Raw genomic sequence first — 15,758 nt, 5'->3', positions numbered from 1 at the left:
GGAGTCGAGGAGTCGAAGGGGTCAGCCGACCGAGCGGAGCGCGGCGGCGGGGCGCAGGCGCGAGGCGCGCCAGCCGCCGAGGGCACCGGCGAGCAGTCCGCCGAGGACGGCGAGGCCGACCGCGAGCAGGATCACCGGCACGGTGACGGGGAGCGAGAGCGCCACCTCGGTGGCCGCGGCGGTCTGCGCGGCGCCGGGGCCGCCTCCGCCGAAGCCGCCGCCGGGACCGCCGGCGCCCATCGCCGAGGTGGTGGTGGAGGTGCCCGAGAGCGTGGGCGCGATCAGATTGACGATCGTGACGCCGACGAGCCCGAGGACGATGCCCGCGGCGCCGCCGATCAGCCCCTGGACGACGGACTCGCCGGCCACCTGGCGGACGATCGCGCCGTTGCTCCAGCCGATCGCCTTGAGCGTGCCGAACTCGCGGGTGCGCCGGGTGACGCCGGAGACGGTGAACAGGATCGCGATCAGGAACGCGGCGGCGAGGACCAGCAGTGAGAGCCAGGTGCCGAGGTTCGCCACGAGGCTGCCCGCGGTGGAGAGCGAGCCGGAGACGCTCGAGGCGAGGTCGGCCTGCGTCGAGACGGTCGCGTCGGGCAGCGCGGTCTGCAGGGCGGTCTGGATCGAGGAGATGTCCTCGGAGGAGGCCGCCTGGACGTAGACCGAGGAGATCAGTCCGGCCTGGCCGGAGAGGGTCTGGGCGACGTCGAGCGGGATGTAGGTGTCGGAGGCGGTGCTCGCGTCGGTCGAGTCGGTCGTGACGATGCCGATCACGCTGAAGGCGGTGCCGCCGATGTCGACGGTCGAGCCGACGGACAGCGAGGCCGTGGTCGCGTAGGAGGAGTCCACGACGACGACGTCCTGGCCCGCGTCGTCCGCGGTGAACGTGCGGCCGTCGGTGAGGCTCACGTCGGCCAGGGGGCCGATCGCGGAGCCGGCCGGGTCGAGGCCGAGCACTGAGAAGGAGTCGACGCCGAAGGAGGAGCCGCCCGCGCCGTCGGGGCCGCCCGCGGGCGCCTCACCGGCCGCCGGAGCGGTGCCTGCGGTGCCCTGGCCCGTCGCGCCGTCGGTGCCGCCCTGCTGGGCGGAGTCGGGGAGCTGCCCGCTGAAGGTCGTGTTGTTCAGCGCGAGGACGCCGATCGCGGCGGAGACGTCGGTCACGCCCTGCGCGGTGGCGACGGCCGAGGCGTCGAACGTGGTCGTGCCTCGGTCGGGCTCGAGGCGCGACTGGCTGACGGAGGTGGTGCCGTCGTCGGTCGTCCCGTCGGTGGAGCCGAAGTCGAAGCGCTGGCCGGGGGCCTCGCCCTCCGTCGGCGCGGCGGCGGCCTGGGTGACGGTGATGTCGGTGCCGACGCCGTAGACGGACTCGAGGACCGAGGCCTGGGCGCTGCGGACTCCGGCGGAGAACGAGGTGACGAGGATCACGAGGGCGATGGCGAGCGCCATGCCGGCGGCGATGATCATCGTCTGCCGGCGGCGGTTGGTCAGCTCTCGCCGGAGATAGGTGGCGAACATGGCGTCCTTCGGTCGGGGAGGCCGAGCGGTGGGGTCCGCTCGACGTCCCGACAGTAGGAACGCGCGCTATCCGTGCCGTTGCGGCGGGCTATCGGTCTCCGATGAGCCGCGGGGCTCCGCCTCGGTGAGCGGGGCGCCTCCGCGGTGCACCGCGGTCAGCTGGTGCTCGTCGTCCCCGCCGACCTCGGCGTCTTCGCGGTCCTGCTCAGCCGCACCGGCCGGCAGGAGCTGCGCGACCAGACGGCGCGCGAGCTGGGACCGGTGCTCGCCGAGGAGGCCGCGCGCGGCGTCCCGCTGCTTCGGGCGCTCGAGCTGCAGGTGCTGCTGCGGCTGCGGCGCGCGGCGGAGGACCTCGACGACGCCTGAGCCGGCGGCAGGTCCGGCGACGGAACCGTCCCTCGCCGACAGCGGTGCGCTCTTCCGCGCCACCTGACGAGAGGCCGCGGGGGTCCGGCGCGCGCGCCCGCAGCGCCCCGGCCGACGGGCGAACCCGGACGTCGGGGCGCCGACGCCCGGAACGGCGCGGAATCCCCTGCTCGGGCTCCCAGCGGACGCTCCAGCAGCTCCCTGGCCATGTCCAGTTCGAGTCATTCTCGCTCTCCTGCATCCGTGTAGTCCGGAGGAGGACATCTCCCTAGGTTTCCCCTTGTCCGGACGCGGGGGGCTCCTCCGACGCACGGCTTCCGACCCCAGCCCTCGAAAGGGGAACCGTGCCCGAGAACTCCCTCTCCCGCCGCACTCTCGCCAAGACCGCTGCGTGGAGCGTCCCGGTCGTCGCCGTGGCGATGGCCACGCCCGCCGCCGCCGCGTCGAACGCGACCGTCGACATCGTCGTCTCGCGCGCCTGCCGGACGCTCACCATCGGCGGCGTCGTGCCGCGCTTCACCGTGTCCGCGGCGACCGGCAACATCCCCGCCGGCACGACCTTCACACTGACCAGCCCCCGCCTGGCCGATGTGGGCGTCTCGGCCACGGGTGCGACCGTCGGCGTGCTCGTCAACAACACCATCACCTTCACCATCGCGACGGCGACCCCGTCGGCGATCATCGACATCACCGGCGTCCTCGGCGTCTTCGCGGTGGCCGAGTTCCGGCTCTCCCTCGCCAGCGTCCCCGCCGGCTACACGGAGACCAACACGGGGAACAACGCCGCGGCCACCAACCTCACCGGTCTCTCCGCCTTCCCGCTGACCGGCTTCGTCGGGGTCTGCCTCCCGATCTAGGTCTCGATCACCTGAGCGGGGCGACCTCGGTCGTTCCCAGTGATCGCACCACCACAGGAGCGCCAGGACCGGTTCGGGATCCTGGCGCTTCTGCGTTCCCGGACGCTCTCCCGCCGTCGTTCCCGTCCTCGGGGCTTCCCCCTGCCTCCCGCGCGGCCCTAGGCTCGCGCCACCCGGTACGAACCGATGGAGGCGCGATCATGACGGCGACCAGCGAGAAGACGGCACCTCCCGAGCTCAAGCGGGTCCTCGGCCCCAAGCTCCTCCTCCTCTTCGTGGTGGGGGACATCCTCGGCACCGGCATCTACGCGCTGACCGGGCAGGTCGCCTCGGAGGTGGGCGGTGCCGCCTGGCTGCCGTTCGTGATCGCCTTCGTCGTCGCGACGCTCACCGCCTGCTCCTACCTCGAGCTGGTGACCAAGTTCCCGCAGGCCGCCGGCGCCGCGCTCTACGCGCACAAGGCGTTCGGGATCCACTTCGTCACCTTCCTGGTCTGCTTCACCGTGATGGCGAGCGGGATCACCTCGGCCTCGGCCGCCTCCGGCGCGTTCGCCAGCAACTTCGCGATCGGCTTCGGCCTCGGCGACGGCGCAGGCACGCGGCTGAGCATCGCGCTGATCTTCATGGTCTGCATCGCGCTGGTGAATCTGCGCGGAGTCGCGGAGAGCGTCGGCCTCAACGTCGTGCTCACCCTGATCGAGCTGTCGGGCCTGCTGCTGGTGATCTTCGTCTGCTTCTTCGCGGTCTTCGGCGGCCAGGCCGACTTCTCCCGGGTCGTCGCGTTCGAGACCCCGGAGGACAAGTCGCTCCTGCTCGCGATCAGCACCGCCACCTCGCTGGCCTTCTTCGCGATGGTCGGCTTCGAGGACTCGGTCAACATGGCCGAGGAGACCAAGGATCCGAGCCGCATCTTCCCGAAGGTGATGCTGACCGGTCTCGGCATCACCGCCGTCGTCTACGTGCTGGTCTCGACGCTCGCCGTCGCGATCGTGCCGATCGGCGAGCTGGCCGGCAACGACACCCCGCTCGTGACGGTCGTCGAGACGGCCGCGCCGGACTTCCCGATCTCGACGCTGCTGCCCTTCATCTCGCTCTTCGCCGTCGCGAACAGCGCGCTGATCAACATGATGATGGCCAGCCGCCTGCTCTACGGGATGAGCAAGCAGGGCGTGCTGCCGCCGTTCCTGAAGAACGTGCTGGCCGGCCGACGGACGCCGTGGGCGGCGATCCTGTTCACCACCGTCCTCGCGCTGCTGCTCACCGCGTACGTGTCGCGCGACCCGTCCGACCCGATCGCGGTCCTGCTCGGCGGCACCACGTCGCTGCTGCTGCTCGCGGTCTTCGCGGTGGTGAACGTCGCGGTGCTCGTGCTGCGGCGCCAGCCGGTCGACCACGAGCACTTCCGGACGCCGACGGTGCTGCCGGTGCTCGGCGCGATCGCCTGCCTCTACCTGGTGCTGCCGATCACCTCCGGCCGCGACATCGCGCAGTACGAGATCGCGGGCGTGCTGCTCGTGATCGGCGTGCTGCTCTGGTTCGCGACCTTCATCGACCGGCGCGTGCGCGGCTACGCCCGCTCGGCGGTCGTCGACCCGGAGGAGTTCGACGCGGACCCGGCCGACGAGCCGGCGCCGGGATCGAAGCGCTAGGGCTCGCCCGGGCCGGCGTCCGGCAGTCGCCGGCTCCTGCCCTCGACCTTTCTCGGTCGACGGGTAGAATCACGGGGAACGAAGGGGGCCCTCGATGGTGACGAAGACCGCAGAGCGCGTCGCAGCGGCACCCTCCGGAGTGCGTCGCGAACGGATCGAGACCGCTGTCCACTCGGCGGCGATGGAGGGTCTCGCGGTCACGGAGGAGTGGCGCGAGGACGCGGCCGACTACGTCGCGGGCGAGATCGACGAATCCGAGCTCGTCGAGCGCACGCGCGCTCGGTACGGCCTCGTCTGACCTCGGTACGACTCGTCCGACGTGGATCCGTACATCGATCCCGACACGGGTCTGCTGCGCAACCTCGTCGGGTGTCGAACAAAGGTCGACCTCGATTCCGCCGAGGCCGACCTTTCGTCTTCCCGCCTCGCCGAGCTGCTCGCGAGACCTCCGCAGCCGACGGGAGATCTCGATGAGCTGATGGCGATCCATCGACAGCTGTTCCAGGACGTCTACCCGTGGGCCGGTCGGCTGCGCACGGTCGACATGGCGAAGAACATCGCCGGCGCCGCCCACTTCCAGGCGGCGTCCGCTGTCCCGACCGGCGTCGGGTGGGTCGCTCTGCAGCTCCGCGACGCGGACATGCTCCGCGGCCTCGAACGCGGTCCCTTCATCGAGAAGCTCTCCGAGCTCTACGACGCGTTGAACTACGCGCATCCGTTCCACGAGGGCAACGGACGTGCGCAGCGCGTCTTCTGGACGCGTATCGCCCGAGACGCCGGATGGGAGCTCGACTGGAGCAGGACGACAGGTGCCGTCAACGACGACGCGTGCCGCGCCGCGATGGAGCAGTCCGATCTGGCGCCGATGCTGGCCATGTTCGAGAGCATCACCCGGCCGGTCGATCACTCGGAGTCGCCGGGTCGATCCGGCTCGTCGCGGCGCCTGTCTTTCCCCTCCGCGCCGTCCGCAGTCGCGGCCGCACGCGTGCTCGTCGAGGGTGGACCACCCGCGCCGCTGCCGAGACGCCGCGCCAGGGGTCACCGGCCGCCGGACGCGGGTCGCTGACGGGAGCTGTGCCCGGCTGCGCACGGGTCTGCGCTCGACGATCACCCGGCACATCCGGGGAAGCCATGCTGATCGAGTAGCTCGCGGAGCGGGCCTCTCGAGATCCACTCGCGTCAGGAGACGAGTCTGCAGACCGTTCTGTTGGATGACGGTGGGTCTCGATACGCCCCTGCGGGGCTACTCGACCAGCATGAAGAGGGGCGCCGCGCGTCCGTTCCCCATGCTGATCGAGTAGCCCGCGGAGCGGGTGTATCGAGATCCGCCAGCACCAGAAGGACGAGTCTGCAGACCTGCCCTCGTGACGATGGTGGGTCTCGATACGCCCTGGCGGGGCTACTCGACCAGCAGGAGGAGGGGCGGCGGTCCTCTCCCTCACTACCTGTTCCAGGACGAAGGTGGCTGGTGCTGCCGATGGTCGTCTCCGCGCCTCTCCGGCCGCGCACAGCCGGGCCATCGTCCGGGCATAGCGCGCTCATAGGAAACTCCTGATACTAGGGAGACATGAGCACCCCGGCCCCCTCGAAGCACCTCGCCTCCGCGCAGCGCACCCGCCTCAAGCGAGCGGACGGCACGCCGATCCGCGTCCTCGTCGTCGACGACGAGAGCACCCTCACCGATCTGCTGCAGATGGCGCTGCGCTACGAGGGCTGGGAGGTGCGCACCGCCGCCGAGGGCCGCTCCGCGATCACGATCACCCGCGAGTTCCGCCCCGACGTCATCGTGCTCGACGTGATGCTGCCGGACATCGACGGGCTGCAGGTGCTCCAGCGGATCCGCGCGGACGGCAGCGAGACCCCGGTCCTCTTCCTCACCGCCAAGGACGCGCTCGACGACCGGATCGCCGGGCTCACCGCCGGCGGCGACGACTATGTCACCAAGCCGTTCTCGCTCGAGGAGCTCGTCGCCCGGATGCGCGGGCTCATCCGCCGCTCCACCCTGCTCGCCAACGACGCCGACGACCCCGAGGTCGTGGTGGGCGACCTCGTCCTGAACGAGGACAGCCACGAGGTGCGCCGGGCCGGCACCGACATCGAGCTGACCGCGACCGAGTTCGAGCTGCTGCGCTTCCTGATGCGGAACCCCCGCCGCGTGCTGAGCAAGGCGCAGATCCTCGACCGCGTCTGGTCCTACGACTTCGGCGGCAAGTCGAGTGTCGTCGAGATCTACATCTCCTACCTCCGCAAGAAGATCGACGCGGGGCGCTCGCCCATGATCCACACGGTCCGCGGCGCCGGCTACCTGCTGAAGCCCGCCGAGCAGTGACGACCGGGGGCGGGCGGCTGCGGCCGACACTCGGCGATTTCGCGACCCGGTCGGCACTGCGCCGCTCGAACGCGTCCCGACGCGCGCCCTGGACGCTGCGGCGCCGGATGGTCGTCGCCGTCGTCGCGCTGGTCGCGGTGATCGCGGGGATCGTCGGGACGGTCAGCGTGCTGTCGCTGCGCGGCATCCTCTACGACAACGCGGAGACGCAGCTGTCGGAGTCGCTGGACCGGCTGGCCGGCTTCGACGGGCCGGGCCAGTTCGCCGGCTCCAGCGCGATCGAGCGCGCGACCACCTGCCCGAGCGGCGACTTCGCCGGGCGGCCGAATCAGGACACCCAGACGATCACCGCGGTGCTCGGGGCGTCCGGCGCCTACACCGGCGCGTACATCGACAGCTCCGGGGCCTGCCAGGAGTTCGCCGACCCGGCCGACTCCGTGCTGGCCGCCGCGGTCGCTGACGCCGGTGACGCGACCACCCTCGATCTCGGCGACGCCCTCGGCCAGTACCGCGCAGAGGCGCGCGTGATCGACGGCTCGGTCGTGATCGTCGGAGTGCCCCTCGGCGAGGCCGAGGACACGCTCCGGACCCTGACCACCGTGGTGGTCGTCGTCGTCCTGCTCGCGATGCTGCTGGTCGCCCTGATCGCGACCGCGATCATCCGGGTGGCGCTGCGGCCGCTCGAGCGGGTGGAGGCCACCGCGACCCGCGTCGCCGAGCTGCCGCTCGAGCGCGGCGAAGTCGAGCTGATCGAGCGGGTGCCGGAGGAGGACGCCGACGTCCGCACCGAGGTCGGCCGGGTGGGCGCCGCCTTCAACCGCATGCTCGACCACGTCGGCGGTGCTCTGGAGTCGCGCCAGGCCAGCGAGAACAAGGTCCGGCAGTTCGTCGCCGACGCCTCGCACGAGCTGCGCACGCCGCTCGCGGCGATCCGCGGCTACGCCGAGCTGCCCCGCCGCGGCGACGTCGAGCTGTCGGAGTCGGCGAGCTACTCGCTCGACCGGATCGAGTCGGCCGCCACCCGGATGACCTCGCTGGTCGAGGACCTCCTCCTGCTCGCGCGCCTCGACGAGGGCCGCGATCTCGAGAAGGAGCCGGTCGACCTGACGATGGTCCTGATCGAGGCCGTCTCCGACGCCCACGTCGCCGGACCGGACCACGAGTGGGACCTCGACCTGCCGGAGGAGCCGATCGAGATCCGCGGCGACGGCTTCCGGCTGCATCAGGTGGTCGCGAACCTGCTGCGGAACGCCACCGTGCACACGCCGCCGGGCACGCGCGTCGTCGCGGCGCTCGCCGAGGACCGCGACGAGCGCGGCCGGCCGATCGCGGTGGTGACGGTCACCGACTCCGGTCCGGGGATCGACGAGGCGCTGGTGCCGGTGCTGTTCGAGCGCTTCGCCCGCGGCGACTCCTCGCGGGCGCGGACCACCGGGTCGACCGGGCTGGGCCTGGCGATCGTGGCGGCCGTCGTCGACGCGCACGGCGGGCGGGTGCTGGTCGAGTCGGAGCCGGGGCGTACGAGCTTCCGGGTGGAGCTGCCGGCGGGCTGACGCGGCGGGTTCGATCTGCAGGCGATGCCGTCCGGAACACGCTCTCCTCCGCGGGGGAGTGCCGCGCGGTGGCCGGATCGCCTGCAGATCGAACCGCCGTCGTCAGACCTCGACGCCCAGGCGGCGGCGCGCCTCGTCGAGCGTGCGCACCACCTGCACCGTCTCGTCCAGCGGGTGCACCGGCGACTCGGTGCGCCCCTCCGCCACGTACTGCGCGAGGTGCACGGCCTCCCACGCGAGGCCCTCGCCGCCCTGCAGCCCGGTCTCATCCCGCCACGAGCCGCTCTCGGAGCCGCGGGTCAGGGTGACGCCGCTCGGCGTCCAGAACGACGGGTGCACGTCGATCCGCCCCTCGCTGCCCGCGACGCTCGCCGCGTGCAGGGTGTCGGCCAGCACGGTCGAGGTCGCGACCGACTGGATCCCGTGCGCGTGCCGGCCGACGATCGTCGCCATCGCGTCCACTCCGGTCGAGGTCAGCGCGCCGGCGACGACGGTGCTCTGCGGCGCCCCGGCCACCATCGAGACGAAGGACGAGGCGTAGACGCCCACGTCGAGGAGTCCGCCGCCCGCGAGCGCCGGGTCGAAGATGCGGCTGGCCGGGTCGAACGCGAAGGCCGCGCCGAAGTCGGCGGAGACCAGCGCGGGAGCGCCGACCGCGCCGTCCGCGAGGAGCTGTCGCACCACGTCCATCTGCGGCAGGTAGCGCATCCACATCGCCTCCATCGCGAAGACGCCGGCGTCGCGGGCCGCGTGCACGATCATCTCGGCCTCGCCCGCCGTGGTGGCGAACGGCTTCTCGATGAGGACGTGCTTGCCCGCGGCGATCGCGCGCAGGGCCTGGCGCGCGTGCTCCGAGTTCGGCGAGGCGATGTAGACGACGTCGACCTCGGGGTCGTTCACGACCGCGTCGGAGCCGACCGAGGCCCGCTCGACGCCGAAGCGCCGGGCGAACTCGTCGGCGCGCTCCTGCGAGCGCGAGCCGACCGCGACCACGCGCTGCCGGGTGTGCTTCTGCAGCGCCGCGACGAAGGTGCCGGCGATCGAGCCGGGGGCGAGGACTCCCCAGCGCAGCACCGGGGAGTCGAGGAGCGAGGGGAGCCGGGGCTCGGGAAGCGTCAGTGCCATCCCGCCACGCTATTCCCTCCTCCTGCACGACGCCGAGCCCCCGTCGCGCAGGCCCGGAGCTCCCGAGTCGCCCGAGAAGGCTCGTTCCCGGCAGGGAGAACGAGCCTTCCCCGGCGACTCAGCGGACTTCAGCGGAGTGCAGCAGATCTCAGTCGACCGCGGTCATCGCCGCTCCGAAGCCGCGCAGCCGGGCGACCGTCAAGGTGCCGATCGGCTGCGGGGCGCCCTCCGGCGAGAGGACGAACGCGTTCCGGGCGACGTAGAGAGCGCCGTTGCGCAGCTCGATCGCTGCGGGCGAGACGACCGCGAGCCCGGTGATCGGCGTCGAGGTGCGCGGCAGGATCAGCGCCACGCGTCCCGTGCCCTCCGGGCCGCCGAACAGCTCGGTCACCACGACCGTGCCGGTGACGCGGTCGACCGCGAGGCCGGTCGCGCTCAGCAGGCCGGTGGCCACCGTGCGGATCTCCCCGGTCGCCGGGTTCACCCTCACCACGGAGCCGCGGGCGCCGAGGCTGGCGTCCTCCGGCCCGCCGGGCAGCGTCGACACGTAGAGCCAGCCGCCGGGGCCGACCTCGACATCGGTCGGCACGGGCTCGAACGAGTAGCGGTAGCCAGCGGTGCAGGCCGGGAAGCCGAAGGCCGCCGCCTGCTCCGCCGTGATCGTGATCGGCGCCGTGGTCGGCAGCACCGCCAGGGTCGAGACGACGCCGTTCGGCGTCACCTTCAGGATCGCGTTGCCCGCCGCGTCGGCGACGTAGACACCGGCGCTGGTCGCTGCCGACGCGTAGGGGTGCACGTCGATCCGGCCGGTGTAGGAGGCGGGGCCGGCGACCGCCGGGTCCACCTGGGCGGCGCACTCGGCGGGCAGGCCGAGGAAGCCGTAGCTGTTGCCCGCGTCGGGGTTCGCGCTCGCCTCGTACGCGCCGAGGTCGGCGAGGGTCGTCGGCGCTCCGCCGCCGGTCGGCACGGACCGCAGCAGCGCCTCGCCCTCCTCCTGGACGCCCTCGCTGTAGTAGACGGTGGAGCCGCGGACCGAGACGGCTCCGATCTCGGTTCCGGGCGCGCTGACCAGGGTCGAGGTCACGCCGGAGGGAGCGACCTTCGTCAGCATTCCGGCGAAGTTCTGCGCGACGTAGGCGGTGCCGCCCGCGTCGACGGCGAAGCTGAGCGGCGAGACGAGTCCGGTCGCTCGATCGGTGACGGAGACGAAGGACAGCGGGGAGGGGGAGGCCTGGGCGACGGGGGCCGAGACGAGAGTCGTGACCGCGACGGCGGCGGCCGCGGTGAGGAGGAGGCGTTTGTTCACGAGGTGCTCCTTTGCACTCGGGGTGCGGGCAGAGCAGTGCTGCGGGTCGAACGATCCGCGGCTCCGACCGCGGCGACGGGAATCGCCGATGCGCACACCGTAGGACCGCGGTGGCCAGGAGTCCATGGGGCGGACCCCGTCACGCGGCAGACCCGCGTGGCGACGCGGGTGTTCTGCGCCGGATCCTCCGCACCCCTAGGGTGTGAGAGCCCGCGCCGCCGCGGGCGGAGGAGGCGTCATGCCGGAGTGGTACACCCTCGGCGTCGTCGCCCTGGTCATCGTCGTGGTCGTCGTCGCGATCGTCCGCTTCCGCTTCAACCCGGTGCTCGCGCTCGCCGTGGGCGCCGCGGCGATCGGGCTGCTCACCGGGCTCGGCCCCGTCGACACCGTCTCGACCATGACCCGCGGCTTCGGCGAGGTGATGATGGAGGCGGGCCTCCTGATCGGCTGGGGCGTGCTGATCGGCGCGATGCTCAACGAGATGGGCGCCGTCGTCCGCCTCGTCGAGGGGCTGCTGCGGGTCTTCGGCAGGCGCGGCATCCCGTACGCGCTCGGGCTGTCCTTCGCCACCTATCTGCAGACGATCTTCGTCGACGCCCTGATCGTCATCGCGGCGCCGCTCGCCCGGCGGATCGCGCCGCGGCTCGGCCCCGCCGGCACGGGCATCGTCGCCGTGACCTTCGCCGTCGGCCTCGAGATGGGCATCGTGATGATGGTGCCCGGCTTCGCGGCCGTGGCGCTCGCCGGGCTGCTCGGGGTGCCGCTCGGCGTGATGCTGCTGGGCGGCTTCGTGGTGGTCGCACCGACCGTCGTGGTCACGATCCTGCTGATGTCGCTCGCCTTCCGCCTGGGCTTCTGGGACCCGGCGCGCGACGAGCAGCTCGTCGTGCGCGACGAGACCGCCGGGCTCGCGACGGTGCCGGCGGGGGAGCGGGCCGGGAGCGAGGCTGTCGGCGGGTCCGGGTCGGAGGGGTCCGGGCGGTCCTCGGGCGGTGGCTCCGCGGCCGGTCGCTCCATTGCTGACGGCGACACCGACGCACGCGACGCCGACGCCCCGCGCGAGCGCCCGCTGCTCCTGCTGTTCGCCCCGATGCTCCTCGCGCTGCTGCTCATCGCCGCGCAGGCCGTGCTCTCGGTCGCGGGCGCGGAGGTGCCGGTGCTGCAGTTCCTCGGCAACCCGGTGATCGCGCTGCTGCTCGCCGTGATCGCGACCGGCCTCGTCGGCCGCTCCGTCGTCGGGACTCCGCGGATGGAGAAGGCGGTCGCCAAGGGCTTCCAGGACGGCGGGCAGATCTTCCTGCTCACCGGCGTCGGCGGCGCGCTCGCGGCGGTGATCGCGGAGGGCGACCTCGGCGAGCTGCTCAAGGGCTACTTCTCGGCGAACGCCGCCGCGCCGCTGCTGCTGGTCTGGCTGATGGCGGCCGTGCTGCACATCGCCGTCGGCTCGGTCACCCTCTCGGCGATCACCGCCGCGGGCGTCGTGGCCCCGGTCGCCGCGACCCTCGGACTCGATCCGCTGCTGATCGCGCTCGCCGCCGGCTCCGGCGCGCTGTTCTGCATCCACGTCACCTCGAACACCTTCTGGCTGCTGCAGAGCTTCCTCGGCCAGTCGGTCCGCGGCGCCCTCAAGTCGGTGACGGTCGGCGTCTCCCTCGCCTCGGTCCTGGCCCTCGGCATGGTCCTCCTCCTCTCGCTCTTCCTCTGACCCCCGCCTTGGCTGATCCCCGCCGCGAGATGCCACTTGTGCACGCCTTTCACGGCGTGTCGCGTGCACAAGTGGCATCTCGCGGCGGGGGCCGGGCGTGACACGTGCCGGAAACACGGGTGGCCTAGGTTCCTGAGAGGGTTCACACGTTGCTCCGAGGTCGATGACGCAGGAGCGAGCGCGGAGCCTCGTCCGCGCCGACCTCCGACACGAAAGATCTCCGCTTGAGAACACGCACCGCCCTGACCTCCGGCTGCGCGGCCCTCGCGCTCGCCGCCGGCGGTCTGCTGATCGCGCCCGCCGCGACAGCGACCACCACCGCGACACCGACCGCCGCCGCACCCTCCGCCTTCGAGCGGGTGGACCTCGTCCGCCCCGCCTCCGCGCCGATCACCGAGCCCGCGAGCTACCCCTACCGGGAGGCCCTCACCGAGGTCGCGGTCGACCCGACCGACGCCTCGCTGACCCGCGGCGTCACGCCGTACGACCAGATTGCGCCGGCGCTCAACGACCTCGCCGAGCGCTCCGACCGCGTCTCGACCCAGGTGGTCGGGAAGTCCGGCCTCGGCCGCGACATCTACCTGGTCACCGTCACCGCTCCCGAGACCGCCGCCGAGACCGCGCAGCAGGCCGAGTGGCGCGACCGCCTGAAGAACGAGCCGGAGGCGGCCGCCGCCGACGCCGAGCTGATGGCCGAGTACAAGGTGCCGACCTGGTTCAACGGCAACATCCACGGCAACGAGTGGGAGGGATCCGACGCGATCCTGAACTACATCGAGAAGGTGGCCACCGCCGAGGACGCCGAGACCGAGGCGCTCCTCGAGGGCAACCGCCTCTACTTCACCGTCACCAACAACCCCGACGGCCGGGCCCTCGGCCAGCGCGCCGTCGCGGCCGGCTACGACCCCAACCGCGACATGATCACCGGCGCGACCAACGAGGCGGCCGTCATCCGCGACCTCTCCAGCGTCCTGCAGCCGACCTACTTCATCGACATCCACGGCTACACCGGCATCCTCCAGGTCGAGCCCTGCGGCCCGCCGCACGGCGAGAACTACGAGTACGACCTGTTCCTGCCGCACGCCTACGCGACCGCGCTCGAGATCGAGCGCCGCGTCGTCGAGGCGGACGTGCCCGGCAACACCTACAAGGCCGCCGACGGCAGCGTCACGACCGAGAACACCGGCCAGATCCTGATCCCCTACCGCGACATCCGCGCGGGCTGGGACGACTGGCCTCCGATCTTCGCGCCGCAGTACGTCGCCTTCCAGGGCGCGATCACCAACACGGTGGAGCTGCCGCTGGGCCGCACGGCGAACGAGACGCCCGAGGAGATCGCCGAGGGCCAGGCCAACGCGGACATCGACATCGAGGTCGCCGGGATCGTCATGGACGCCTCGGTCGACTACATCGAGGCCAATCGCGACGCGCTGCTGAGCAACCAGGTGCAGATCTTCGAGCGCGGCGTCACCGGCGCCCCCGCCGTCGAGATCCCCGCCGACGTCGCCCCGTCGGACCTGCCCGCCGGCACGCCGACCGAGTGGACCGAGATCTGGGACGAGACCGACGTTTACACGACCGAGTACCCCCGCGCCTACGTCATCCCCGCCGGTGACGCGCAGCGCTCCTCGTCCGACGCCGAGACCCTCGTCGCGCAGCTGCTCGCGCACGGCGTCGAGGTCGATCGCACGACCACGGCGATGACCGCGGGCGGCACGACCTACGCCGCCGGCTCCTACGTCGTCGACATGCACCAGCCCGTCCGCGGCCTCGCGAACGTGCTGCTCGCCGACGGCACCGACATCTCCGACCGCGTGCCCGAGATGTACGACGTCTCGGCCTGGAGCCTCTCGCTGCTCTGGGGCGCCGACGTGATCCCGGTCGGCTCGACGCTCGACCCGATGCCCGCCGTCGAGCTCGAGCCGGTCACCGCCGTCGCGCCGAGCGGCAGCGTCCCCGCCGACGCCGGCTACCTCGCCTTCGAGCCGCGTGGCGTCCTCGAGTACCAGGCGGTGAACGCGCTCCTGGGCGCCGGAGTCGCACTCGAGCAGTTCGCCGACGGCACGATCGCCCTCCGCGCCGACGCCGACGGCCTCGCCGCCGCGAAGGCCGCCGCCGCCGAGTTCGGCGTCGACTTCACGGCGACCACGGCCGAGCGGATCGAGGACGAGGACGGCACCGCGCTGTCCGCCGTCCGCGTCGCCTACTCCGGCTCGCACGAGGACCGCGACGCGCTGGCCAAGCTCGGCTTCGCCGACGCGGTCGCCGTCACGGCGGACACGCTCGCCTCGGGCGAGACCGTCCTGACCGACGCGGACGTGCTGCTGCTGGGCCGCGCGCTGTCCTTCACCCCGGAGCAGGCCGCGGGCCGCACCGCCGTCGAGGAGTTCCTCGCGGCGGGCGGCGACGTGGTCGGCCGCGGCGGAGCGGGAGCGGCCTTCGCGACCGACTTCGGCCTCGCGACGCTGACCGCGCAGACCGGTACGAGCGGCTCCAACGGCATCGTCTCGGTCGACACCCCGGCCGACGGGATCCTCGGCGACCACCCGCAGGACACCGCTTTCGTCTCGCCGGCGCTCTGGTTCGAGGGCTTCGACGCGTCCGTGACGGTGGAGCAGAGCTACGCCGCCGAGGACACCTTCGTCGCCGGGCACTGGGTCGCGTCCGAGGGGCAGTCCCGGAGCGACGCGGCCGGGCAGGCCTCGGCCGTCTCGTTCGCGACGGAGTCGGGCACCGAGGGCTTCCTCTTCGGCACCTCGCCGGTCTTCCGCAACCACCCGGTCGGCGCGTTCAGCGACGTCGCCCGGGCGCTGCTCGCCGTGGCGCCCGAGGGCGCGGCCGTCGAGCTGCCGGGGACCCCGGAGCCGACGGCCACGCCGACCGCGACTCCGGAGCCGACGGCCACGCCTGAACCGACGGCGACTCCCGAGCCGACCGCGACTCCGGAGCCGACCGTGACCCCGGAGCCCTCCGCGACTCCTGAGCCGACCGCGACTCCGGAGCCGACCGTGACCCCGGAGCCCTCCGCGACTCCGGAGCCGACCGCGACCGCCACGCCGACGGCCGCGCCCACCACGGCTCCGGAGCCGACCGCCACGGCGACCGCGGCTCCCGTCGCGAAGCCGGGCACCGGCGGTCTCGCCTCGACCGGAGTCGAGACCGGCCCCTGGCTGCTGCTCTCGGGAGGTGCGCTCGTGCTCGGTCTCGGCGCCCTGCTGATCGCCCGCAGCCGCCGCGAGGCCGAGGAGGCGTAGCCTCCGTCGCGGGAGGGCCGGCGAGCACGATCCGCCGGCCCTCCCGCCGCTCCTCCCCTGCACCACTGCAGGAGAGCACCACCTCACCAGAGCACCACC

At 72.6% G+C, this 15,758-nt stretch carries 12 protein-coding genes; 9 read left to right on the top strand and 3 right to left on the bottom strand.

The window, feature by feature from the left end; translation table 11 throughout:
* Window positions 1–21: 21 nt before the first annotated feature.
* Window positions 22–1,515: an ABC transporter permease gene (locus EDF36_RS15590; RefSeq protein ID WP_123733692.1), complete on the bottom strand. Its 1,494-nt coding sequence runs from the start codon at window positions 1,513–1,515 to the stop codon at window positions 22–24.
* 144 nt (window positions 1,516–1,659) lie between these two features.
* On the opposite strand from EDF36_RS15590, the gene EDF36_RS15585 reads away from it, so the two are divergent.
* The 7 genes from EDF36_RS15585 to EDF36_RS15555 all read left to right on the top strand — a co-directional run bounded on the left by EDF36_RS15585 (window position 1,660) and on the right by EDF36_RS15555 (window position 8,269).
* Window positions 1,660–1,881 carry a hypothetical protein gene (locus EDF36_RS15585; RefSeq protein ID WP_123705286.1) on the top strand — a complete coding sequence of 74 codons (222 nt, stop codon included), beginning with the start codon at window positions 1,660–1,662 and terminating at the stop codon, window positions 1,879–1,881.
* A 344-nt stretch (window positions 1,882–2,225) separates the two neighbouring features.
* Complete coding sequence (locus EDF36_RS15580; RefSeq protein ID WP_123705285.1) at window positions 2,226–2,738, top strand: hypothetical protein; 513 nt, start codon at window positions 2,226–2,228, stop codon at window positions 2,736–2,738.
* 200 nt (window positions 2,739–2,938) lie between these two features.
* On the top strand, window positions 2,939–4,387 hold the full coding sequence (locus EDF36_RS15575; RefSeq protein ID WP_123705284.1) for an APC family permease: 1,449 nt from the start codon (window positions 2,939–2,941) through the stop codon (window positions 4,385–4,387).
* 94 nt (window positions 4,388–4,481) lie between these two features.
* Complete coding sequence (locus EDF36_RS15570) at window positions 4,482–4,685, top strand: antitoxin VbhA family protein (protein ID WP_123733691.1); 204 nt, start codon at window positions 4,482–4,484, stop codon at window positions 4,683–4,685.
* A 21-nt stretch (window positions 4,686–4,706) separates the two neighbouring features.
* Window positions 4,707–5,453, top strand: a complete 747-nt coding sequence (locus EDF36_RS15565) for a Fic family protein (protein WP_123733690.1) — start codon at window positions 4,707–4,709, stop codon at window positions 5,451–5,453.
* A 501-nt stretch (window positions 5,454–5,954) separates the two neighbouring features.
* A complete protein-coding gene (locus tag EDF36_RS15560; RefSeq protein WP_123447806.1) occupies window positions 5,955–6,716 on the top strand; it encodes a response regulator transcription factor in 762 nt (253 codons plus the stop codon).
* Window positions 6,713–8,269: a cell wall metabolism sensor histidine kinase WalK gene (locus tag EDF36_RS15555; RefSeq protein WP_221181674.1), complete on the top strand. Its 1,557-nt coding sequence runs from the start codon at window positions 6,713–6,715 to the stop codon at window positions 8,267–8,269. The genes EDF36_RS15560 and EDF36_RS15555 overlap by 4 nt, the downstream gene beginning before the upstream one ends.
* 102 nt (window positions 8,270–8,371) lie before the next feature.
* On the opposite strand, the gene EDF36_RS15550 is transcribed toward EDF36_RS15555, so the two are convergent.
* Entirely contained in the window at window positions 8,372–9,394 is a 1,023-nt protein-coding gene (locus tag EDF36_RS15550) for a Gfo/Idh/MocA family protein (protein WP_123733689.1), read from the bottom strand.
* Window positions 9,395–9,542: 148 nt separating this feature from the next.
* Window positions 9,543–10,700 carry a ScyD/ScyE family protein gene (locus EDF36_RS15545; protein WP_185020505.1) on the bottom strand — a complete coding sequence of 386 codons (1,158 nt, stop codon included), beginning with the start codon at window positions 10,698–10,700 and terminating at the stop codon, window positions 9,543–9,545.
* A gap of 238 nt (window positions 10,701–10,938) precedes the next feature.
* Here EDF36_RS15545 and EDF36_RS15540 point away from each other — a divergent pair, with 238 nt between their 5' ends.
* Both EDF36_RS15540 and EDF36_RS21970 read left to right on the top strand, forming a co-directional pair.
* Window positions 10,939–12,405, top strand: a complete 1,467-nt coding sequence (locus EDF36_RS15540; RefSeq protein WP_123733687.1) for a GntP family permease — start codon at window positions 10,939–10,941, stop codon at window positions 12,403–12,405.
* A gap of 224 nt (window positions 12,406–12,629) precedes the next feature.
* On the top strand, window positions 12,630–15,659 hold the full coding sequence (locus EDF36_RS21970) for a M14 family zinc carboxypeptidase (RefSeq protein WP_123733686.1): 3,030 nt from the start codon (window positions 12,630–12,632) through the stop codon (window positions 15,657–15,659).
* The last annotated feature ends 99 nt before the right edge of the window (window positions 15,660–15,758 follow it).

It is taken from the genome of Rathayibacter sp. PhB152 (assembly GCF_003751395.1).
Classification (GTDB): Bacteria; Actinomycetota; Actinomycetes; order Actinomycetales; family Microbacteriaceae; genus Rathayibacter; species Rathayibacter festucae.
Note: the sequence above shows the minus strand (reverse complement) of the source record. Positions and strands in the feature narration are given on the sequence as shown.

Bases quoted from the DNA above. Each gene is read 5' to 3' on its own strand.
- EDF36_RS15590 (WP_123733692.1), bottom strand. From the start codon at position 1,515: ATGTTCGCCACCTATCTCCGGCGAGAGCTGACCAACCGCCGCCGGCAG.
- EDF36_RS15575 (WP_123705284.1), top strand. From the start codon at position 2,939: ATGACGGCGACCAGCGAGAAGACGGCACCTCCCGAGCTCAAGCGGGTC.
- EDF36_RS15570 (WP_123733691.1), top strand. From the start codon at position 4,482: ATGGTGACGAAGACCGCAGAGCGCGTCGCAGCGGCACCCTCCGGAGTG.
- EDF36_RS15560 (WP_123447806.1), top strand. From the start codon at position 5,955: ATGAGCACCCCGGCCCCCTCGAAGCACCTCGCCTCCGCGCAGCGCACC.
- EDF36_RS15550 (WP_123733689.1), bottom strand. From the start codon at position 9,394: ATGGCACTGACGCTTCCCGAGCCCCGGCTCCCCTCGCTCCTCGACTCC.
- EDF36_RS15540 (WP_123733687.1), top strand. From the start codon at position 10,939: ATGCCGGAGTGGTACACCCTCGGCGTCGTCGCCCTGGTCATCGTCGTG.